The 20673-nt window shown below is 55.1% G+C and carries 19 protein-coding genes, 1 tRNA gene and 1 pseudogene; 14 read left to right on the forward strand and 7 right to left on the reverse strand.

The window, feature by feature from the left end:
* Positions 1 to 2 precede the first annotated feature (2 nt).
* Positions 3 to 623, reverse strand: a pseudogene (locus AB1E42_RS08835) (Hint domain-containing protein); the annotation flags it as partial.
* Between the two features lie 830 nt (positions 624 to 1453).
* Between AB1E42_RS08835 and AB1E42_RS08840 the strand changes: the two are divergent.
* On the forward strand, positions 1454 to 2032 hold the full coding sequence (locus tag AB1E42_RS08840) for a hypothetical protein (RefSeq protein ID WP_368343882.1): 579 nt from the start codon (positions 1454 to 1456) through the stop codon (positions 2030 to 2032).
* Between the two features lie 53 nt (positions 2033 to 2085).
* Here AB1E42_RS08840 and AB1E42_RS08845 read toward each other — a convergent pair.
* Positions 2086 to 2171, reverse strand: a tRNA-Leu gene (locus AB1E42_RS08845).
* 108 nt (positions 2172 to 2279) lie between these two features.
* Between AB1E42_RS08845 and AB1E42_RS08850 the strand changes: the two genes are divergently transcribed.
* Both AB1E42_RS08850 and AB1E42_RS08855 read left to right on the forward strand, forming a co-directional pair.
* Positions 2280 to 2858, forward strand: coding sequence for a YqaA family protein (locus AB1E42_RS08850; RefSeq protein WP_368343883.1), 579 nt, complete (start codon positions 2280 to 2282; stop codon positions 2856 to 2858).
* On the forward strand, positions 2855 to 3331 hold the full coding sequence (locus AB1E42_RS08855; RefSeq protein WP_368343884.1) for a disulfide bond formation protein B: 477 nt from the start codon (positions 2855 to 2857) through the stop codon (positions 3329 to 3331). The genes AB1E42_RS08850 and AB1E42_RS08855 overlap by 4 nt, the downstream gene beginning before the upstream one ends.
* Position 3332: 1 nt before the next feature.
* Here AB1E42_RS08855 and AB1E42_RS08860 read toward each other — a convergent pair whose 3' ends face one another.
* On the reverse strand, positions 3333 to 3764 hold the full coding sequence (locus AB1E42_RS08860; RefSeq protein WP_368343885.1) for an Lrp/AsnC family transcriptional regulator: 432 nt from the start codon (positions 3762 to 3764) through the stop codon (positions 3333 to 3335).
* Positions 3765 to 3850: 86 nt separating this feature from the next.
* On the opposite strand from AB1E42_RS08860, the gene rocF reads away from it, so the two are divergent.
* A complete protein-coding gene (rocF, locus tag AB1E42_RS08865; protein WP_368343886.1) occupies positions 3851 to 4786 on the forward strand; it encodes an arginase in 936 nt (311 codons plus the stop codon).
* On the forward strand, positions 4783 to 5841 hold the full coding sequence (locus AB1E42_RS08870) for an ornithine cyclodeaminase (RefSeq protein WP_368343887.1): 1059 nt from the start codon (positions 4783 to 4785) through the stop codon (positions 5839 to 5841). Before rocF ends, AB1E42_RS08870 begins: the two co-directional genes overlap by 4 nt.
* 22 nt (positions 5842 to 5863) lie before the next feature.
* On the opposite strand, the gene AB1E42_RS08875 is transcribed toward AB1E42_RS08870, so the two are convergent.
* On the reverse strand, positions 5864 to 6127 hold the full coding sequence (locus tag AB1E42_RS08875; RefSeq protein WP_368343888.1) for an usg protein: 264 nt from the start codon (positions 6125 to 6127) through the stop codon (positions 5864 to 5866).
* A 206-nt stretch (positions 6128 to 6333) separates the two neighbouring features.
* On the opposite strand from AB1E42_RS08875, the gene gyrA reads away from it, so the two are divergent.
* The 5 genes from gyrA (at position 6334) to ssb (ending at position 12590) form a co-directional block, all read left to right on the forward strand.
* Complete coding sequence (gene gyrA, locus AB1E42_RS08880; protein WP_368343889.1) at positions 6334 to 9093, forward strand: DNA gyrase subunit A; 2760 nt, start codon at positions 6334 to 6336, stop codon at positions 9091 to 9093.
* A 68-nt stretch (positions 9094 to 9161) separates the two neighbouring features.
* Positions 9162 to 10517 (forward strand): methylenetetrahydrofolate--tRNA-(uracil(54)-C(5))-methyltransferase (FADH(2)-oxidizing) TrmFO, encoded by a 1356-nt coding sequence (gene trmFO, locus AB1E42_RS08885; protein WP_368343890.1) that lies wholly within the window; start codon positions 9162 to 9164, stop codon positions 10515 to 10517.
* A gap of 22 nt (positions 10518 to 10539) precedes the next feature.
* The gene (locus tag AB1E42_RS08890; protein WP_368343891.1) at positions 10540 to 11157 is read left to right on the forward strand and encodes a class I SAM-dependent methyltransferase; all 618 of its coding nucleotides are present in this window, start codon (positions 10540 to 10542) and stop codon (positions 11155 to 11157) included.
* Positions 11154 to 11996, forward strand: coding sequence for a tRNA glutamyl-Q(34) synthetase GluQRS (gluQRS, locus tag AB1E42_RS08895; RefSeq protein ID WP_368343892.1), 843 nt, complete (start codon positions 11154 to 11156; stop codon positions 11994 to 11996). Before AB1E42_RS08890 ends, gluQRS begins: the two co-directional genes overlap by 4 nt.
* Before the next feature lie 93 nt (positions 11997 to 12089).
* Positions 12090 to 12590 carry a single-stranded DNA-binding protein gene (gene ssb / locus AB1E42_RS08900; protein ID WP_368343893.1) on the forward strand — a complete coding sequence of 167 codons (501 nt, stop codon included), beginning with the start codon at positions 12090 to 12092 and terminating at the stop codon, positions 12588 to 12590.
* Positions 12591 to 12639: 49 nt separating this feature from the next.
* Here ssb and aroB read toward each other — a convergent pair whose 3' ends face one another.
* Together aroB and AB1E42_RS08910 are read right to left on the reverse strand one after the other, a co-directional pair.
* Positions 12640 to 13758: a 3-dehydroquinate synthase gene (gene aroB / locus AB1E42_RS08905; RefSeq protein WP_368343894.1), complete on the reverse strand. Its 1119-nt coding sequence runs from the start codon at positions 13756 to 13758 to the stop codon at positions 12640 to 12642.
* The gene (locus tag AB1E42_RS08910) at positions 13755 to 14354 is read right to left on the reverse strand and encodes a shikimate kinase (protein ID WP_368346399.1); all 600 of its coding nucleotides are present in this window, start codon (positions 14352 to 14354) and stop codon (positions 13755 to 13757) included. Before AB1E42_RS08910 ends, aroB begins: the two co-directional genes overlap by 4 nt.
* Positions 14355 to 14658: 304 nt before the next feature.
* Between AB1E42_RS08910 and AB1E42_RS08915 the strand changes: the two genes are divergently transcribed.
* From AB1E42_RS08915 to AB1E42_RS08930, 4 genes are all read left to right on the forward strand, one after another.
* The gene (locus tag AB1E42_RS08915; RefSeq protein ID WP_368343895.1) at positions 14659 to 16209 is read left to right on the forward strand and encodes a hypothetical protein; all 1551 of its coding nucleotides are present in this window, start codon (positions 14659 to 14661) and stop codon (positions 16207 to 16209) included.
* Positions 16206 to 17147 (forward strand): site-specific tyrosine recombinase XerD, encoded by a 942-nt coding sequence (locus tag AB1E42_RS08920; protein WP_368343896.1) that lies wholly within the window; start codon positions 16206 to 16208, stop codon positions 17145 to 17147. Before AB1E42_RS08915 ends, AB1E42_RS08920 begins: the two co-directional genes overlap by 4 nt.
* Positions 17148 to 17195: 48 nt before the next feature.
* Positions 17196 to 18500: an HlyC/CorC family transporter gene (locus AB1E42_RS08925; RefSeq protein ID WP_368343897.1), complete on the forward strand. Its 1305-nt coding sequence runs from the start codon at positions 17196 to 17198 to the stop codon at positions 18498 to 18500.
* A gap of 386 nt (positions 18501 to 18886) precedes the next feature.
* Positions 18887 to 19441: an invasion associated locus B family protein gene (locus tag AB1E42_RS08930; RefSeq protein WP_368343898.1), complete on the forward strand. Its 555-nt coding sequence runs from the start codon at positions 18887 to 18889 to the stop codon at positions 19439 to 19441.
* 20 nt (positions 19442 to 19461) lie between these two features.
* Here AB1E42_RS08930 and AB1E42_RS08935 read toward each other — a convergent pair whose 3' ends face one another.
* Positions 19462 to 20673, reverse strand: a complete 1212-nt coding sequence (locus AB1E42_RS08935) for a beta-ketoacyl synthase (RefSeq protein WP_368343899.1) — start codon at positions 20671 to 20673, stop codon at positions 19462 to 19464.

A 20673-nucleotide genomic window follows, 5' to 3' on the forward strand; every position in this document is an offset into this window, starting at 1 on the left:
TGTTATGGTTGGAACATCGCCTGCGCTTCCTCTTCCCGCAGCGAACGGCGCGCGGTTTCATAGGCTGCAACGCCACGCTTTTCCTCTAGCTCCGGGAACAGCTCAAAGATCTCGTTCCGTTGGGAATTTCCGACACCTTTCAGGCTGAAGTCATCCGGCTGGAAGCTTTCTGTCCATGCCCCGTTCGACAAAACAACTTCATGCCGCTCGAACATGAAATGGATGTATGTCGTCGCAATCACATCGACCTCATGAACACCCGCCGTGCCAAGTAGATGCTTTGAAGCGACCAAGACCTCGCTCTCGTCAAAGAAAAGATGTGTACGATCATTTGCGACGAGTACGCGATGGTTTGGCGAAACGAGCATATCTGTCTCAGGAAGCCCGTTCCCCAGCGAACCTGCCTTGATTAGAATTGGCTTCAGATGCGGATTTGCCTTCAACACCGTTCCAGGCATCTGAATCTGGCCGACCCAGGCAATTTCCTGCAATCCGTTATCGCGGGTGATTACGCGATCACCAGACCGCAGTTCTTCCACTGGACGCTCACCTCGCGGCGTGGCAATCTTTGTCCCGGGCGTAAAGCACGGGATTACTGCCTCAAGATCCTGAAATTGCATCCTCGCGCCACTGTCGAGCAGAACCTCGCCATGTATTGCGCCATCATCCACGAAAGAAACTGAGTTAAAGCCCCCGGTGCGCGTCACCATCAGATCCGAAGTGGCCAAAGTGGAGCTGTTCCCACCTACAGGCTCAACGTGATCAGTCATTTTACTTCCCCCAACACGGTCTATCGTTACTGAATGGGCGCGCCTACTTTCACGCACAAACAATCCCTGCCGTCCAAAACGATGGACAACCAATTCACGCAAAGTGGAAAGACCACGATGCAGACTCGCTTCGGTCCAAGAAGTTTGGTTTTGGACCCGGCCACCCCATTTGGCCGAACGCCCCCCAGCTGGGCTACCTAAATGGATATACCCCTTAGCCTTTCGAATAAAGGAAAAATTGTGTCAAACTGTGCTACCCTTTGCCACATTTCACGTTTAGGTAGAGCGCCTTAGGCGCGTAGCTGATGGGATTGTCAGGCAAGCGCGAACAATAAAGGCCAATATTGCTAAAGCATCAGGCAATTGAGTGCCATAAGCTCCTTTTTTAAGAAATTGTTGTCTCCAAAGAGGGAACAATCCATGTATCGACACAATCTGGACGCAATTCGCATTAGGGGGAACAATAGGCGTCCGATGCACTGATTGTGTCAAAATTGAAGACCAAAAAACACCCTATGCGTGTCAAAAGGCGAATGATCAAAAGTATAGTTCGCCCCGATAACTGCCGCGCTGTTGCCGTTCAGAGCCACAAATCGGCGCTATTTTGACCCCAGTTATGGACAGGCGGCATATTTCCCGCACAGTATGATTCTGCCCCATAGTTAAACGGAGTAACACCGACCATGATTTCGATAACCAAAACCTTTCCGCTCTTGGTAGCTCCGATTCTTCTTTCAGGATGCTCTTTGCTTGCGACTTTGGAAGATGCGCAAGCGATCGAGGAAGTCGTGAATGACCTGCCGAACTACACAGAAGCTACCGCCGATGATATTCGTCCATCGGGCACCGCCAGTTTTTCAGGGCACCTCGCGCTCGGCGACACCGACGCCGAATTCATTCTCACCGACCTAGATGCCAATGTTGATTTTGGCGCTAGCACCTTTGATGGCGACGCCTCTCAAATTCGCCTCATCGACGGCACTGCTGAAAATCCGCTTCAAGCGATTAAAGAAAACTTTAGCGGAACGGTACCGTGGACTGGCACGATCACAGGTACGACTGTCGCCTCAAGAGGTTCCGGCAGCATTTCAGCTAGTGGCACCGACTATACGCTCTCGTTCAACGCTAATGGTGATTTCTATATGAACGGTGACGGCAAGCTTACATTGGCTTCTGAAGATGGGGTGACAGGCTCACTGACGCCAGCAGGTGGTACCGAGACCTCTTACACGACGGGTGCATTTTACGCGGCAGAGCAGTAGCCTGGGATGCTATAAGATAAAAAAGAACGGCGCCCAAGGGCGCCGTTTTCTTGTGGTGCCGGTGGGGAGACTCGAACTCCCACGATGTTGCCATCGGCGGATTTTGAATCCGCTGCGTCTACCATTCCGCCACACCGGCTCGCGACACCCTCTAGCGCTCTCGAACAGCGTCGTCAACGCAGGATCGTGATGCTTGACCTTCTCCCTCAGTCATGGCCTAAGCCGTGGCGATAAAACGAGGTTTCGCATGATCCGCAGGCTCTACGATTGGACAATGTCGCTGGCCGACACACGGTACGCCCTGTGGGCGCTGGCATTCATCGCTTTCATCGAAAGCTCGGTGTTTCCAATCCCGCCGGATGTCTTGATGATCCCGATGATTATCGCCCGCCCCTCGCGCGCATTCCTGATTGCAGCGGTCGCAACGGTGTCCTCGGTTCTCGGCGGACTTCTCGGTTACTACATCGGGTTTGGTCTGCTTGACACGATTGGCAGGCCGGTTTTGGAGTTTTATGGCAAAGCGGCGTATTTTGACGATTTCGCGAGCCGTTATAATGAATATGGCGCTTGGGCGGTGCTGATCGCGGGCGTAACCCCCTTCCCGTTCAAAGTGATCACGATTGCATCCGGCGCAACCCAACTCAGCCTCCCCGTATTTGTGATATCGGCGTTGCTGGCTCGGGCACTGCGGTTCTTTCTCGTCGCTACGTTGTTGTGGAAGTTCGGGACACCGATCCGCACCTTCATTGAACGTTATCTCGGCTACCTGTTCGTGCTGTTCTGTGTTTTGCTGGTAGGTGGCTTCTATCTGGTGAAATATCTATGAATACGCTCTCCCCTCGAAACCTGATCGTCCTTGCGGGTGCTGGATCTCTGGCTCTTTTGATCGGTGCGTTCATTTTTCAGGCGCTTGGCTATGCGCCTTGTGCCATGTGCATCTGGCAGCGATGGCCGCACGGCGTGGCGATAGCGTTGGGGGCGATAGGATTCTTTGTTCCTGTCTTTTTTATCGCGCTTCTGGGCGGCGCCGCTGCGCTGACGACCGCTGTCATCGGAGTCTATCACACCGGCGTTGAGCGGGATTGGTGGGAAGGCCCGACCAGCTGCACGAGCGCCGGTGACGGCATTGGTGGACTAACCGGCGGCGACTTGCTCGCCACGTCAGGGCCGAAGTTGATCCTGTGCGATCAAGTGAGCTGGGAGCTTCTATCCCTCTCCATGCCGAGTTGGAACGCGCTATTCTCGTTCATCCTCGCAGGTATTTGGCTTTACGCCGCTTGGCGCATCCTTCGCGCCTGATTTAGCGCCGAACGGCACGACGGGTGGACAGCAGCAGGTTTGTCTCGCTGCGGGTAATACCGTCGATACGACGTATCGCGAAGAGAACCTTATCCAGCGCTTCGAGGGTGCCGGTCCCAATTTCCGCAATCAAATCCCAAGTGCCATTCGTGGTATGCACCGCTGTCACTTCCGGCATGCCGGTAAGCCGCTGGATGATTTTCTCGGTTCCCCGCCCTTCAATGCCCAGCATCATCAAACCGCGAACGGGGCTTGCCGCGACATCGCTCCGCGTCAAAACGGTGTAGCCTGCAATTTCCCCGTCATGCGAAAGTTTCGCCATGCGCGCACGCACGGTGGTTCTGGTTACACCAAGGTCAGCCGCAAGCTCAGACAATGATGCGCGCCCGTCCCGCTTTAGAAGTGCGATCAGCCTTTGATCCAAATCATCCATTTAAAGTATCCAATTTGATCAGTTAAATAACGTTATGAGCAATTTGACCGCTTCTGTCATCCCCGATTTGAAACCATGATACGCGCATGGCTACGAAAGATATCATACTCATCGGTGCACCGATCGACTCAGGCAAACGGCGGCAGGGATGCCTTATGGGGCCGGATGCCTACCGCACGGCAGGTATCGTCGATGCGCTTTCCTCTCTGGGACACCGCGTCACGGATTCTGGCAATCTTGCCCCTGACAGCGTTGCAGCTGATAGCGTGTCGTCACCGAATTCCTCCATTCACGGGCTTGCCGAAACGATCGGCTGGACGCGCGCACTCAAACGCACAGCTGAAACGCTTCCAGCGGATACACTCCCGGTGTTTATGGGCGGGGATCATGCGCTCTCGCTTGGCTCCGTGGCTGGAATGGCAAATGTCGCGCATGCAGCGGATGCGCCTCAATTCGTGCTGTGGCTGGACGCGCATAGCGACTTTCACACGCCTGCAACGACCGATAGCGGGAATCTGCACGGAACGCCCGTGGCCTACATCACCGGGCAGCGCGGCTTCGAGCACTTCCCAAAGCTTGAGACAACGGTACCGACCGAAAATATCTGTATGATCGGCCTGCGCTCTGTCGACGCCGCAGAGAAAGCCGCACTGGAAGCGCTCGACGTGGACCTCGCCGACATGCGGTTGATCGATGAGTACGGCATCAAGAAACCCTTGGAGGCATTTCTTGAGCGCGTGGCAGCGGCAAACGGACGGCTACATGTGTCGCTCGACGTTGATTTCCTCGATCCAAGCATCGCGCCCGCGGTCGGCACCACTGTTCCTGGGGGTGCGACAGTACGAGAGGCGCATCTAACGATGGAGCTTCTGCACGATAGCGGCCTTGTGACCTCGCTCGACCTTGTTGAGTTGAACCCCTTCCTCGATGACCGCGGGAAGACAGCATCCCTGATGGTCGACCTTACGGCATCACTTTTGGGACGACGTATTTTTGACCGTCCAACACGGAGCTTTGCATGATTCTCCCCTCTCAAAAGGCCATGGTGCCCTTCGTCAGCGTTGAAAACATGATGCGCCTCGTGCATGCGCGCGGGCTTGAAACGATGATTTGCGAATTGGTTGACTTTATCGAGGCCGATTTCCGCAGATGGCCCGACTTTGACAAGACGCCGCGCGTTGCCTCGCATTCTGATATTGGTGTGATCGAGCTGATGCCAACGTCTGACGGCGCGCATTACGGTTTCAAATATGTAAACGGCCACCCGTCAAACACCAAGACAGGTTTGCAGACCGTTACCGCATTTGGGCTCTTCGCGGATGTCCAAACGGGCTATCCGATTTTGTTGACGGAGATGACGTTGCTGACTGCTCTGAGAACAGCAGCAATGTCCGTACTCGCAGGGAAGCTCCTTGCCCCCAAGAACGCGAAGACGATGGCGATGATCGGTAACGGCGCTCAGAGCGAGTTCCAATGCATCGCCTTTAAAGCGGTTTGCGGCATCGAAACTATTCGCCTTTATGATGTCGACAGCGCCGCGACACGGAAATGCGCAGCAAATCTGGCTGCGAGCGGATTAACGGTTGTGATGTGCGACTCTGCCGAAGAGGCCGTCGAAGGCGCACAAATCGTAACCACTTGCACCGCCGACAAGCAGTACGCGACGATATTGACGGACAACATGATCGGCTCCGGCATCCACATCAACGCAATCGGGGGCGACTGCCCCGGCAAAACAGAGCTGCATCGCGATATCCTGCTGCGCTCCGATATCTTTGTCGAATACCCTCCCCAGACGCGTATCGAGGGGGAAATCCAGCAACTTGAGGCCGATCACCCCGTTACCGAGCTTTGGCAGGTGATTTTGGGTCAACAGAATGGCCGCACCGATGACAAACAGATCACACTGTTTGACAGCGTAGGCTTCGCGATCGAAGACTTCAGCGCCTTGCGTTACATTCACCAAGCTGTTCAGGGTACCAACTTCTGCGAGATGCTCGACATGCTCGCAGATCCCGACGACCCGCGTGATCTATTCGGCATGCTGGAACGCGCCCGAAGCGCGCAAGCAGCATGATGCGGGTGACGGGGTGCCAAAATCAATGATAGGTGAATTCACCAACGATTTGGCGCCATTCTCCGGCAGAGATCATCTTTCGATGGACAAACCTGACTGAGTGTAGCGGCCCTTCAATTTCATCGCGCCAGAAATCTATAAATGCCAGCAGTTTTGGGTGGTCCGGTGCAAGATCATACTCCTGCCAGATGAACGAATTCAGGACGCGCGGGTAATCCGGAAGGCAATAAAACAACTCCGCTGTCGTAAGCCCATATCCGCGCAACATCAGCTCTGTTTCGGTCATTGTCTTGACTCCCCCTGTTATGGGATCTGCAATCGCCCTGACACCAGTGTGCCAAGAAATAATTTTAAATCAATAAAAACAGAGTATTAGTCATATTATGGGGTGGCGTTTCCGGCATCAGGGCCTAGCCCATTGCACACTACATCCGGCGTCTGTTATACCTCTGTAGTCAATATCTAGAGCCACCGTGCAGACAGGCAGAAAACGTGAACGATACTCCGGAAGATACTGATAACAATAACGAATCTGAAAAGCGCCCGGTTTATACTGGGCCGCAGATTTCGATTATTGATGAAATGAAGACGTCGTATCTCGATTACGCGATGAGCGTGATCGTCAGCCGCGCCATTCCGGACCTTCGCGACGGGCTTAAGCCGGTCCACCGCCGCATTCTCTATGCGATGCACGAGACAGGCAATACGCACGACAAAGCATACAGAAAATCCGCGCGCCCTGTGGGTGACGTGATGGGTAAATACCACCCCCACGGTGACAGCGCGATTTACGAAGCCCTCGTGCGGATGGCGCAGGACTTCTCGATGTCGCTGCCGCTTCTGGACGGTCAGGGCAACTTCGGCTCGATGGATGGCGATAACCCTGCCGCCATGCGTTACACCGAGGTGCGCATGGATAAGCCCGCAGCCTATCTGCTGGCGGACATCGACAAAGATACCGTCAATTTCCAAGACAACTATGACGGCAAAGACCGTGAACCTACTGTTTTACCTGCCCGTTTCCCCAACATGCTTGTCAACGGCGCGGGGGGCATCGCCGTGGGCATGGCGACTAATATTCCGCCGCATAACCTTGGCGAAATTGTCGATGCAACCCTCGCGCTGATCGACAATCCGGATCTCTCGACCGAAGATTTGATCCAATTCGTACCAGGCCCAGACTTCCCCACCGGCGGCATCATGCTCGGGCGTTCGGGTGCACGAAAAGCGTATTTGGAGGGGCGCGGCTCGGTGGTGATCCGCGCCAAGACGCATGTCGAGGAAATCCGCAAGGATCGGTTCGCCATCGTGATCGACGAGATCCCCTATCAGGTGAACAAAGCGTCGATGATCGACAAGATCGCAGAGGCGGCACGCGACAAACGCATTGAAGGCATCGCACATGTGCAGGACGAAAGCGACCGCGCGGGCGTTCGGGTGGTTGTTGAGCTGAAACGCGATGCAACAGCCGAGGTCGTGCTGAACCAGTTGTTCCGTTTCACGCCGATGCAGACCTCTTTCGGGTGCAATATGCTTGCGCTGAATGGCGGCCGACCAGAACAACTCACACTTCGGAACTTCCTGCATTACTTCATTGATTTCCGCGAAGATGTGGTCGCACGCCGCACGGCCTATGAACTACGCAAGGCCCGCGAGCGCAGCCATATCTTGTGTGGTTTGGCTGTTGCTGTGTCGAATGTAGATGAGGTCGTCGCGACGATCCGCGGCTCCAAAGATGCGGCCGACGCACGCGAAAAATTGATGACTCGGCGCTGGCCCGCTGCATCTATCGCGGAATATATTCGCCTGATCGACGATCCGACCCATACGATCAACGGCGACGGAACCTATAATCTATCCGAGCTTCAGGCGCGCGCCATTCTTGATCTTCGCTTGCAGCGACTGACCCAAATCGGGGTTCAGGAAGTGACTGATGAACTTCAGGAACTGGCCGGAAAGATTAAGGAATATCTTGCGATCCTCGCGAGCCGCGAGCGGATCATGGGGATCATCTCCGACGAGCTGCGTGAGGTGCGCGAACTTTTCGCCGTCGATCGGCGGACTGAAATCGTTGACTGGGCCGGTGACCTTGAGGACGAAGACCTCATCGAGCGCGAAGAAATGGTCGTGACCGTCACGCAAGGCGGCTACATCAAGCGTACAGCCCTCGCTGATTTCCGTTCCCAGCGGCGCGGTGGCAAGGGCCTGTCGTCGATGGCGACGAAGGACGAAGATGTCGTCACCACGCTGTTCGTGGCCAACACGCATACGCAGTTGCTGTTCTTCACAACCGACGGGATGGCCTACAAGCTCAAGACATGGCGGCTTCCGCTTGGCAGCCGCACCTCGCGCGGCAAAGCCATTGTGAACATACTGCCCATTCCGCAAGGTGTCTCGATCGCAGCAATTATGCCGGTAGATCGCCCTGAAGAAGAGTGGAACGATTTGCAAATCGTATTTGCGACCTCGGCAGGTGATGTGCGCCGCAACGCGCTCTCCGATTTCACCAATGTGAAGAGGAACGGCAAGATCGCGATGGAATTGTCTGACGGGGTAAGCCTCGTCAATGCGCGTATCTGCTCGGAAGATGATGACATTATGCTGGTCACGAATTCCGGACGTGCAATTCGCTTTGCCACCACCGATGTTCGCGTTTTCAAGGGGCGCAAATCTACCGGCGTTCGCGGTATCAGGCTTTCGGGCGAGGATCGCGTGGTGTCGATGTCCGTCATACATCATTTCGAAGCAAGCCCCGAGGAGCGCGTTGCCTATCTCAAGATGCGCCGCGCTATGGCTGGCCTACCTGATGAAGCCGAGGGTGAAGAAGACGACGATATCGTCGCAGGCGCAATCAGCCCAGAGCGCTACGCCGAAATGTCCGCAGCCGAAAACCTCTTGTTGACGATCACCGCGAATGGATCAGGCAAGCTGTCATCCAGCCATGATTACCCTGTTCGGGGACGCGGCGGGATGGGCGTTACTGCAATGGATAAGGCCATGCGCGGTGGCGAGATCGTCACCTCCTTCCCTGTCGATTTGCAGGATCAAATCATGCTGGTCACGACCACCGGCCAATCGATCAGGGTTCCGGTTGAAGGCATCTCGTTCCGTTCACGCAGCGCAGGCGGTGTGCGCGTTTTCAATACGGCTCAAGGCGAAGAGGTTGCCTCAGTTGCTTGGATTGCCGATCAAGGCGATGAAGAGGTACCTGAAGGTGAACCTATTGAAGTGTCGAATGACGCCGAAGCATGAGGGAGTGACCTACTGAAGGGCCGTTCGCGGCCCTTTCCATCGCGCGGTAAAAACCCTATGTCCACGCTATGACACAAGAGATACATATCGTTGGCGGCGGCATGGCCGGCTCAGAAGCCGCATGGCAAGCTGCAGAGGCAGGCGCACAGGTCGTCATTCACGAAATGCGCCCAAAAGTTGGGACTTTTGCACATCGGACCGGCAATCTTGCCGAGATGGTTTGCTCAAACTCGTTCCGATCTGATGATGACGAGCAAAACGCGGTTGGCCTGCTCCACTGGGAGATGCGTCAGGCGAACGGTCTAATCATGAGTACTGCCGCGCGCCACAGGCTTCCCGCCGGCGGGGCATTGGCGGTGGACCGCGATCCATTTTCGGAAACGGTCACAAACACCCTCAAGGCGCACCCGAATATCAAGATTTCCTACAAGGAGATCACTGATCTACCCGAGGACGGGCACTGGATCATTGCCACAGGCCCGCTTACATCGGAAGGGCTTGGTGCCGCTATCGCGCGCGAAACCGGACGCGATGCGCTGGCCTTTTTCGATGCGATTGCGCCGATTGTCTATTTCGACAGCTTGAATATGGATGTTGCTTGGCTCCAGTCCCGCTATGACAAAGGGGACACTGAGGAAGAACGCACGGCCTACATTAACTGCCCGATGACAAAGCCCCAATACGAGGCTTTCATTGATGCGCTGCTCGACGCTGACAAGACTGAATTCCACGAAGGCGAAACAGCTGGCTATTTTGACGGTTGCCTTCCTATCGAAGTGATGGCGGAACGGGGGCGCGAGACACTGCGTCACGGGCCAATGAAACCCATCGGCCTAACGAACAAGCATCACCCCGATGAGAAGCCCTATGCAGTCGTGCAGTTGCGACGCGATAATGCATTGGGAACATTATACAACATTGTCGGGTTTCAAACCAAGATGAAGTACGGCGCGCAAACATCTGTTTTCAAGATGATTCCGGGCCTCGAAGATGCGCAATTCGCAAGGCTTGGCGGCATTCATCGGAACACATTTATCAATTCCCCAACGCTATTGGACGCTCAAATGAGGCTGCGTTCCAAACCGAACATCCGGTTTGCCGGTCAGATCACCGGCGTTGAGGGATATGTCGAAAGTGCCGCAATTGGTCTGCTCGCCGGACGCATGGCGGCGGCCGAGATCTGCGGCCAGACGCTTCCGCCTATCCCTGTGACAACCGCGATGGGAGCTCTTGTCTCACACATTACCGGCGGGGCGGATGCCAAGACCTTCCAACCGATGAACGTCAACTTTGGCCTGTTTCCACCGCTGGATGGGGTCAAGGGTGGTCGTCGCGGACGGAAAGAGCGCTACAAGGGATATACTGATCGGGCCAAGGCGGATTGGAGTTCTTGGCTGGCGCAATCCTCACTGGACGCAGCCTAGTTTTTGCTCATAGCTTTGCGTTATGAGCGAAACTCCGCGTTTTGAACCGCATCTTTGGACAGAGCGATCTGTCGAAGAAACACTCTCGGTCTACAAAAATTGGGCTGCGAGCTATGATGAAGATATCGCCGCGCGTGGATACCGTACCCCTGCCCGCATTGCCGATATGCTAACGCGGTTTCTTCCTGCTCAACACGGCCCAGTGCTCGACTACGGCTGCGGGACCGGCGTGTCAGGCGAAGCACTTGCAAATGTTGGAATTGGCCCCTTGCATGGGACTGATATCTCTCAAGAAATGATTACTATCGCGGAAGCGAAGGGTGTATACGAACGCCTTTGGAAATCTAAGCCTGAACACCCCCCCGCGCGCGCTGGTGATTATGCCGCAATCGTTGCGGCCGGTGTCATCAGCGTCGGCGCCGCGCCTCCGGAAACCGTGCCCCTCCTCGCTTCGTGTCTAGCACCTGGAGGACTGTTGGTATTTTCGTTCAACGATCCAACTCTGGCTGATGGCCGATTTGACGCCTGCCTTCAATCGACCATCGATGATGGCACAGTGGCACAGGTGGCGAGAGAAACTGGCCCGCATCTGGAAAACAGCGGCATGAACGCCGACGTGATCTTGCTGCGGCGCCTATGAAGACCCGATTTGCACCCTCACCTACCGGCCCATTGCACCTCGGCCACGCGTTCTCGGCAATCACCGCGTATAACCTCGCGCAGACCGAGAGCGGTGAGTTCCTTCTGCGGATCGAAGATATCGATCAAACGCGAGCCCGCGCGTATTGGGAGGAGCAGATCTATACTGACCTGAAATGGCTGGGCCTGTCATGGCCTGATCCGGTCATGCGGCAGTCAGAGCGTCAAGAAACCTATGAGCAAGTGTTGGACCGCCTTTGGAATGATGGGTTCCTTTTCGCATGCGATTGTTCGCGGCGTGATATCAAGGAAGCTGCATCGGCGCCGCAAGAAGGCGGGGCACCTGTCATCGGTGCTGACGGTATTGTCTATCCCGGTACTTGTCGTGATAAACTCCGCCCTCCAAGGCGCCCTGCCCTCGCCCTCCGCCTCAACATGGCCAAGGCAGTCGCGCGAGTGCCGAAAGTCCTGAAATGGGCAGAGTTTGGCGAAGACGGGGGCGTGATCGAAATCGCAACCGAGACGCTGATCGAGAACATTGGCGATGTGGTGCTGGCGCGACGGGATATGGGGGTTGCCTACCATCTGGCGGTCGTCATCGACGACGCTGAACAAGAGATTTCACGCGTTGTGCGTGGAGCAGACCTTCAACCGGCGACACCAATCCATGTCTTGCTTCAGCACCTTTTGAACCTGCCAGTACCGGATTACCATCACCATCGGCTTATCAGGGACGAGACGGGGAAACGGCTCGCCAAACGGGACGATGCGCGGGCAATTGGCAAGTACCGCGACGAGGGATTCTCACCAAATGAGATTAGAAATTTGATCGGGTTATAGGATATTATCAACAAATTCAGCTTTCATTAACGCTCTCAGAGTGGTGTAACGAGACGAACAAAATCCTAAGATTCGAAATACAGGGGCAAGTGCATGGCCGGTTCTGTCAATAAAGTTATCATCGTTGGAAATCTCGGGCGCGACCCTGAAGTCCGCACATTCCAGAACGGCGGTAAGGTGGTTAACCTTCGCATCGCCACCTCCGAGACGTGGAAGGACAAGAGCACTGGCGAACGCCGCGAACGCACTGAATGGCACTCCGTGGCAATCTTCTCTGAACCTGTTGGCCGGATCGCAGAGCAATATCTGCGTAAGGGATCGAAGGTTTACATCGAAGGCCAGCTTGAAACCCGTAAATGGCAGGACCAGAGCGGGCAAGATCGGTACACAACGGAAGTGGTCTTGCGCCCCTATCGTGGCGAGCTCACTTTGCTTGATGGACGCAACGACAGCGGCGGCGGGGGCGGTGATGGTGATGGTGATGATCGCGGCGGCTATGGCGGCGGTGGAAGCTATGGTGGTGGCGGATTCGACGGTGGATCGTCGCAGCAAGGTGGCGGCCGCAGCGACATGGACGACGAAATCCCCTTCTAAGGTTTCGAAAATTGATGCATCAAAGCCAGCCCACTTCGGCTGGCTTTTTTTATTGTCGAGCGTTTAGAGCATCACTCAGCACAGCAAGCACCGCATCCTTGGGTACATCCGAGGTTACAAATGCAGCGCCCAAACCGCGTGCCATGATGAACCGCAGCTTGCCGTCTTGAACCTTTTTGTCTTGCGCCATCAGCGCCAACAAACCGTCGGCATTAGGAAGCTCACCCGAGATATCGGCAATGTCGGTTTTCATTCCCATTGCCTTGAGGTGCGCGCGCACTCGGCTCGGATCTTCCTGCGAACATAGCCCCAGACGGGCGGAAAGCTCGAAGGCAAGGGCGCAGCCTATTGCCACGCCTTCACCATGTAGAAGGCGGTCAGAGTAGCCCGTAGCGGCTTCCAACGCATGACAGAATGTATGCCCAAGGTTAAGAAGCGCGCGGTCCCCCTGCTCCGTCTCATCGCGCACCACGATGTCGGCCTTCATCTCACAGGAGCGCCGCACCGCGTAGTTGCGCGCATCGTGATCTCCCTTTGCGAGGAGCGGGCCATTCACCTCAAGCCATTCGAAGAAAGCGGCATCACCAAGCAGGCCATATTTGACCACCTCACCGTAGCCGGCGAGAAAATCCCGCTCAGATAACGTGTCGAGGAGCGCGGTATCAGCAAGAACACTAACCGGCTGATGAAAAGCACCAACGAGGTTCTTCCCCTGGCGCGTATTAATGCCTGTTTTACCGCCGACGGAGCTATCGACCTGCGCAAGAAGGCTGGTCGGTATTTGCACAAAACGGATCCCCCGTCTGACAATCGCTGCGGCGAAACCCGCCAAATCGCCAATTACGCCCCCACCGAGCGCAATCACCAGATCACTACGTTCGATCTGCTGCTCCAAAATCCATTCAACAGCCTGAGTTAGGCCGTCCCAAGACTTTGTGGTTTCGCCTGCGGGGAGGATAAGCGACGCCACCTTCACCCCTGCCGCTTCGAGATTTTGCGTCAGTTGTTGGAGGTGAAGTGCGGCGACATTAGCGTCTGTTAGGATTGCGACGCGCTGTCGCTTCAGGAACGGTGCAATTTCTTCACTTGCGCGATCAAGCAGTTCGCGACCAACGCGGATGTCATATTCGCGCCCCGGAAGGCCGACGTGAATAGTTTCGATGCTCATTCTGCGCGCTCCAACACATCCGGCCGAGCAAGCAATGCCTCGATTACTTTGTCGGTTGTTTTCTCAATTGAATAGCCTGCCCGCGTTAAGACGGCGATATCTGCTTGACGGTAAAATGGCACACGAGCCTCGATCAGATCCCGGAGTGTTTGTCTGGGGTTCTCCGTTTTCAAAAGCGGGCGGGTATCTTTATTTTTCACCCTTTCCCACAACAGATCAACGTCAGCGTCCAGCCAGACTGAAATGCCTTTGTCGTGAATCTGACGACGGTTTCGCTCGGACAAGAATGCACCTCCACCGGTTGAGAGAATGCACGGTTCACCAGAAAGCAGACGCCCAATCACTTCGAACTCTCTGTCGCGAAAGAACGCCTCTCCGTCCCTTGCGAATATTTCAGCAATGGATGCGGCGGCAGCAGTTTCAATCTCCGCATCAGAATCCAGGAACTCAGTGTTCAAGCGATTTGCCAACGCGCGGCCAATTGCCGTTTTGCCGGAGCCCATCATCCCGACCATGACCACCGTGCGATGAAGCGCAAAGCGCGGTTCCTTGGTTGATGCGCTATTGTTTTGGCTGTGAATATGCTGGCCCGTCATCTCATCCACGTCAGTCGCTCGGCACAATCCTGCCTGAGCATGGTCGAAAAATTTCTTTTCCTCTATGGCGTGATATTACGCGAAAGGCCATATATACTCCGTCTCAAAAGACGGAAAAACACGTCCTGAGAGCAGAGGCAAGGGAGCGAAATATGTTGTGGCGACTGATTAAAGCACTTGTTTTCCTATCGGTAGTCGGGGGCATTGGTCTGGTAATCTATGCCTATGTTGGTCCGATCTTTTTCCCAGCCGATTTCACTGCTCCTAGTACTGAAATCATAGCTCCCGTCCCACTTGACCCGAAATGAACCTGACAGCTGGTCTCTTTTGCATCGCAGCCGTGGTGAGCGGAACCGTCGCATACGCACAGCAAGTATCAGACGGAGCCCCACTCTCGGCCATCAACTGGCTTTCGCGCAGTGTTGAGCCGTCGAACGTTCTGCCGCCAGCGCGCGAAGCCAGCCCAACAGAAACCACGGCAAACCCGCCGGACGTCCGCGTGGCCCTTTTGGACCGCCGGTCCCCTAATACGGTGGGATTATTACCTCCTTCCCTTACAGGGCTGCCGCGGAGTTTATGGCGGCACACGCCTGAAGATGTGCTCGTGTCGCTGGTGTTGAGTGAAGATGAAGACACACTGCCCGCGCTGCATGACATGCTTCTCACCCTACTACTCGCAGATGCCGACCCGCCATTTGCCGCAAGTTCGGATGCGCCTCTCTTTCTGGCAAGGGTGGATAAACTTCTAGCTCTTGGCGCAATCGAACAGGCGCAGGCACTGCTGCAAGCTGCGGATCCGGATACTCCCGAGCTTTTCCGTCGCATGTTTGACGTGGCCCTATTGAACGGGACCGAAGCCGAGGCCTGCAAGGTCATTGAAGCAAAGCCAAGCATTGCACCCACTTACCCTGCCCGTGTCTTTTGCATCGCCCGCGCAGGGCAATGGCGGACTGCCGCCCTCATACTCAATACCGGCCGCGCGCTTGGAGACATCTCCGAGGAAGAGGATGCGCTTCTTTCGCGCTTTCTCGATCCGGAACTCTTTGAAGACGAGCCCCCTCTTCAGCCGCCCTCAAGGATAACTCCGTTGACTTTCCGGTTGCGAGAAGCGGTTGGCGAGCGCCTTGCCACACATGGATTGCCTCTCGCTTTTGCACATGCAGATTTGCAAGACAGCGCCGGCTGGCGCAACCAAATTGAGGCCGTTGAGCGCCTGTCGCGACGGCAAGCTGTATCCGAAAACCTGCTTCAGGCAATCTACACGGCCCGTGAACCAGCCGCATCAGGGGGCGTTTGGGATCGGATCGCGTTGTTCCAGAAGTTCGATAAAGCTTTGTCGCAGGGCGACGCCACAACTGTTGCCGACATTCTCCCATCGGTCTGGAATGCGATGGCAGATGCTCGGCTGGAGACAGTTTTTGCAAGTCTGTATGCCGAGGAAATAGCTCGCCTTACTTTGCCGCAGGCTCTTGCTTCGACTGTTTTGCGTATATCACTTTTGTCGACCCGCTATCAAAACGTCGCCCGCTCCTTTGCAGCACAAGATGAAACAGACGCCTTCCTACAGGCACTGGCACTTGGGGCGTTTTCGACGGTCGGAACCCCGACCTCGCCAAGAGAACGCGCTGTACTGGAGGGTTTTACAACCGCATCACCCTCAGCCGAGCAGCAAGAGAGGTTGCAGAGTGGCCGGATCGGCGAGGCACTTCTTGTTGCGCTCAAAGCTTTTGAAGAGGGCCGTCATGGCGATCCCCAGCAAATCGCTCCGATACTTGCTGTTTTACTAGAGGTTGGTTTGGTTGATTTTTCGCGCCGCGTGGCCCTTCAATACCTTCTGTTGGACCGCGACACATGACCCCGCCAAGGGACACCAAACAATGGATCAGCATATTTCTTGATGCGCAGGCATCGGAACTTGCCGCAGCGCAAAATACGCTTTTGGCTTACGGGCGTGATCTTCTCGACTTCTACGCATATCTGAAAAAATCCAAGCAAGATTTCAGCAGTTGCGCACAAAACAATATTGAATCGTACCTTGAAAGATGCGCAGCAAGCGGGCTCGCACAGTCAACCCGTGCGCGGCGCCTTTCGTCTATCAAGCAGTTTTTCCGCTTTTCCTATGACGAAGGATGGCGCAGCGATAACCCTGCTCTTAAAATTGGTGGCCCAAAAAAGACGGCGTCGTTACCAAAGACGCTTTCTCATGCCCAAGTGAACGCCCTCCTGAAAGCTGCGGAGAAAAGTGGACCGGAACCGGCGCGAACCAATTGCATGCTGCAAGTCCTCTATGCCACCGGATTGCGGGTTTCCGAGCTTGTCAGTTTGCCGCGCTCGGCTGCGGAGGGCGACCCCAAGCTGCTTTATATTAAGGGGAAAGGCGGAAAAGAACGTATTGTACCGCTATCCACTCCTGCGCGCAGTGCGCTAAATGCATGGCGCGACCGTCTTGAGGAAATCGATGCGGAACGCGCTCAAAAAGGCGTGGCACGTTCTAAGTACCTGTTCCCGTCAACCGGAAAGTCCGGGCACCTCAGCCGCATACGATTTCACGGCATAATCAAGGATCTCGCCATACAAGCGGGGATTTCACCTTCGATGGTTTCACCACATACGCTCAGGCACGCTTTCGCCACCCACTTACTAGAGGGAGGAGCGGACTTGCGGAGTATCCAAGCTCTACTTGGGCATGCGGATATTGGAACCACGGAAATTTATACCCATATCCTCGAAGAGCGGCTAAGAACCCTCGTTACAGATCATCACCCACTGTCCAACGCAGGTAAGCACAGCTAAAGCGAGACGCCAAAGCCGCTGACATTTGTATCGGAGACGAAGGAAGATATGGAAACCAGTTTTTCGGATTTCGCGTTTTGGGGAACCGCCCTCGCGATTTTGTTGCTTCTTGTTCTATCGGCCTTCTTTTCTGGCTCCGAGACTGCATTGACAGCGGCGTCACGCGGCAAACTGCGCTCCGCTGCGGACAAAGGATCGGCCGGTGCCGGCCACGCGCTGAAAGCCACCGAAGATAACGAGCGGCTGATCGGCTCCATCCTGCTTGGCAACAATGTCGTCAATATTCTAGCTACCTCCCTCGCGACGGCCATTCTGACCAAACTATTCGGCCAAAACGGCGTCGCACTTGCTACCCTTGTCATGACCCTACTGGTGCTGATTTTTGCGGAGGTCCTTCCTAAAACATATGCGATCACCAATCCGGAAACTGTCGCTTCCCGCGTGGCGCGGCCAATCCGGCTTGTCGTGCTGGTTTTTTCGCCCATTGTCTCGGCGGTACGGTTGCTGGTGCGTGTGGTGTTGCGTTTGTTTGGTGTGAAGACCGACCCTGACAGCCACATTCTCGCCGTGCGCGAAGAGATCGCTGGTGCACTGCAGCTCGGACACTCGGAAGGCATTGTCGAAAAAGAGGATCGTGACCGTATCCTCGGCGCACTCGACCTTGGCGACCGTACGGTCGAGGAGGTGATGTTACATCGCTCCGGTATAGAGATGATCGACGCGACCCTGCGCCCTGAAGAGATTATGTCCCGCTGCCTCGAGAGCAGTTACACGCGCATCCCCCTCTTCCGTGACGATCAGGAAAATATCGTTGGGGTCATTCACGCCAAAGACCTCTTGCGCGCGATGCATAAGTTGCTCGACTCCAAGGGACAACTTGACGCCGAAGGCCTTCGTGATTTTGACGTCCTTTCAGTCGCAATGCCTCCCTATTTTGTGCCAGAGACCACCACGCTCGACGACCAAATGCGCATGTTCCTTAAGAGGAAGTCCCACTTCGCGCTCGTCGTTGATGAATATGGTGGACTGCAAGGTTTGATCACACTCGAAGACATCATTGAGGAAATCGTCGGGGAAATCGCCGATGAATTCGACATTGAAGAGGACGCGATGATCGCGCGGGCGGCTGACGGTTCCTACATGGTTGACGGCACAATAACGATCCGTGATCTCAATCGCGCACACGATTGGAATTTACCGGATGAAGAAGCGAATACTGTAGCTGGCCTGGTCATCCACGAGGCGCAGATGATCCCTGTAAAAGGTCAGGTTTTTTCCTTCCATGGTTTTCGCTTCGAGGTGATGGACAAAGAAGAAAACCGGATCACAAAGCTGAAAATCCGGCCCCTGTAATCCGACGAACGTTAGCAAAGCAAATCATTAACTTTCCTATGAAAGTGTTGGAAGATCGGCTCTGGCCGATATCCTCCCTGTCAGACTGGCCGCGCCATTGGCGCGGCTTTTTTCATCTAAATGGAACAAAGCACCGACAGGGAATGAAGAGAAAGATTCCCTGTTGACGGACTGCGATTCATTGCGTAGCGTCACTCTAATTCGTCGGCGAAGTCCGACAGGGAGAGACGGGAAAAGAGGTTCTAGGGACCTCTTTTTCTTTTTTGAACAGAGCTTTACCCAAGATAGCTCGGCAATGGCTCGCCAGCAGCGCGGAAGAAACCTGACATTGCCCCAAGGCCGTGCTAGCCATGATCACAGCAAAATAATCAAGAGTTGAGGCGACGATGAAAAAAACTGCGGTTCTGATTTTTGCGGCAATTCTGGCTTCTCCAGCCGTTGCTCAGGAAAGCGATAGCACATCTGAAGAAATTCAGATCGGTGCGCCCTATATCCTCGAATCTCATGGTGACTGGGCTGTGCGCTGTTTGCGCTCTGAGGATGACCAAGACCCCTGCCAGATGTATCAGGTCATCGGCGACGAAAACGTGGGCAGTTTGGCTGAGTTCACCCTGCAACCAACGCCGAATCCCGAAGAAGGTGCCCCTGCGGCAATCGCAACAATCGTTGCCCCGCTTGAAACCCTTCTCCTCGAGGGTTTCATCGTGCAGGTCGATGACAAGGATGCCAGGCGCTACAGCTTCAGCTATTGTAACCGTGGCGGCTGTGTTGTTCGCGTCGCCTTATCTGCCGAGGAAATTGAAGAATTCCGCAGAGGCACAGAAGCATTGGTAAGATTGGTTCCAGTGGCGACACCGAACTCACCAGTCGTGGTTCCGATGTCTCTCTCCGGCTTTACCGCTGGTTTCAATGCGGTGACCGAAATCATGTCCGGTGAATAGCCGGTACACCTTTCAAAATTTTATGAAAATCGCTTGAGCGCCAAAACGGCGTTCAAGCCACCGAACGCAAAAGCGTTCGACAGGGCAACATCAACTTTTGCTTCGCGCGCAACGTTGGGCACAACGTCCAAAGCGCATTCTGGGTCAGGTTCTTCGTAACCAATCGTCGGTGCGATGACGCCCTCTTGCAAAGCCATCAGACACGCCAAAAGCTCGATGGCACCTGTGCCGCCGATGGCGTGACCATGCATTGACTTGGTTGAGGAGATCATCAAGTCATCGGCATGCTGACCAAATACATCTGCAATCGCCGCGCATTCCGTCTTATCATTCACAGCGGTTCCGGTTCCGTGAGCGTTAATATATTGGACATCCGCAGGCGAAAGGCGGGCATCCTTCAGTGCGCCGGAGATTGCACGCGCAGCGCCTTGTTTCGAAGGCGTAACGATATCCGATGCATCCGATGACATTGCAAAACCCGCGACTTCGGCCAAGATCGGCGCGCCCCGTTTGCGCGCGTTTTCCAGTTCTTCGAATACAAAGATGCCGGCACCTTCTCCTTGTACCATACCATTCCGCGTTGCACTGAAGGGGCGACAGCCATCTTTGGACATCACGCGCAGCCCTTCCCACGCCTTGACACCTCCGAAGCACAGCATCGACTCCGAACCGCCCGTAACCATTGCATCGGCCATCCCTGACCTGATCATTTGAAACGCGAGGCCCATTGCGTGGTTCGAAGAGGCGCAGGCAGTCGCGACTGTGAACGAGGGACCGCGCAAGTTCCAATTCATCGATACATGGCTGGCTGCCGCGTTATTCATCAATTTTGGGACGATGAACGGATGAACACGGTTTTTGCCTTCTTCGTATACAGCGCGGTAGTTTTCATCTTGGGTCGTGAGGCCGCCGCCGGAGGTACCCAGCACAACACCGGATCGGTCGGCGAATTCTCCACGAAACTCGACCCCTGCCTGTGCAATAGCTTCGCGTGCAGCAAGCAAGGTAAACTGGGTAAAACGGTCATAGAGCGCAATTTGCTGACGATTAAAATGGGCTTCCTGCTCGTAGCCCTTTACCTGAGCGCCTATCTGTACGGAAAGCCGTTCAACGTCTCGAATTCTAAGCTGCTCAATTCCGCAATGACCCGCGGCGAATGCCTCAAAGGTCTGCGCAACAGAATGCCCGAGGGCATTGATTGACCCTGCCCCAGTGATAACAACCCGCCGCAT

The sequence above is a fragment of the Pelagovum sp. HNIBRBA483 genome (assembly GCF_040931995.1).
Taxonomy (GTDB): domain Bacteria; phylum Pseudomonadota; class Alphaproteobacteria; order Rhodobacterales; family Rhodobacteraceae; genus JAEPMR01.

Excerpts from the sequence above, each read along its gene's own strand:
- AB1E42_RS08840 (WP_368343882.1), top strand. The coding sequence starts at position 1,454 with ATGATTTCGATAACCAAAACCTTTCCGCTCTTGGTAGCTCCGATTCTT.
- AB1E42_RS08850 (WP_368343883.1), top strand. The coding sequence starts at position 2,280 with ATGATCCGCAGGCTCTACGATTGGACAATGTCGCTGGCCGACACACGG.
- AB1E42_RS08855 (WP_368343884.1), top strand. The coding sequence starts at position 2,855 with ATGAATACGCTCTCCCCTCGAAACCTGATCGTCCTTGCGGGTGCTGGA.
- AB1E42_RS08860 (WP_368343885.1), bottom strand. The coding sequence starts at position 3,764 with ATGGATGATTTGGATCAAAGGCTGATCGCACTTCTAAAGCGGGACGGG.
- rocF (WP_368343886.1), top strand. The coding sequence starts at position 3,851 with ATGGCTACGAAAGATATCATACTCATCGGTGCACCGATCGACTCAGGC.
- AB1E42_RS08870 (WP_368343887.1), top strand. The coding sequence starts at position 4,783 with ATGATTCTCCCCTCTCAAAAGGCCATGGTGCCCTTCGTCAGCGTTGAA.
- AB1E42_RS08875 (WP_368343888.1), bottom strand. The coding sequence starts at position 6,127 with ATGACCGAAACAGAGCTGATGTTGCGCGGATATGGGCTTACGACAGCG.
- trmFO (WP_368343890.1), top strand. The coding sequence starts at position 9,162 with ATGACACAAGAGATACATATCGTTGGCGGCGGCATGGCCGGCTCAGAA.
- AB1E42_RS08890 (WP_368343891.1), top strand. The coding sequence starts at position 10,540 with ATGAGCGAAACTCCGCGTTTTGAACCGCATCTTTGGACAGAGCGATCT.
- gluQRS (WP_368343892.1), top strand. The coding sequence starts at position 11,154 with ATGAAGACCCGATTTGCACCCTCACCTACCGGCCCATTGCACCTCGGC.
- ssb (WP_368343893.1), top strand. The coding sequence starts at position 12,090 with ATGGCCGGTTCTGTCAATAAAGTTATCATCGTTGGAAATCTCGGGCGC.
- aroB (WP_368343894.1), bottom strand. The coding sequence starts at position 13,758 with ATGAGCATCGAAACTATTCACGTCGGCCTTCCGGGGCGCGAATATGAC.
- AB1E42_RS08910 (WP_368346399.1), bottom strand. The coding sequence starts at position 14,354 with ATGACGGGCCAGCATATTCACAGCCAAAACAATAGCGCATCAACCAAG.
- AB1E42_RS08915 (WP_368343895.1), top strand. The coding sequence starts at position 14,659 with ATGAACCTGACAGCTGGTCTCTTTTGCATCGCAGCCGTGGTGAGCGGA.
- AB1E42_RS08920 (WP_368343896.1), top strand. The coding sequence starts at position 16,206 with ATGACCCCGCCAAGGGACACCAAACAATGGATCAGCATATTTCTTGAT.
- AB1E42_RS08925 (WP_368343897.1), top strand. The coding sequence starts at position 17,196 with ATGGAAACCAGTTTTTCGGATTTCGCGTTTTGGGGAACCGCCCTCGCG.
- AB1E42_RS08930 (WP_368343898.1), top strand. The coding sequence starts at position 18,887 with ATGAAAAAAACTGCGGTTCTGATTTTTGCGGCAATTCTGGCTTCTCCA.
- AB1E42_RS08935 (WP_368343899.1), bottom strand. The coding sequence starts at position 20,673 with ATGCGGCGGGTTGTTATCACTGGGGCAGGGTCAATCAATGCCCTCGGG.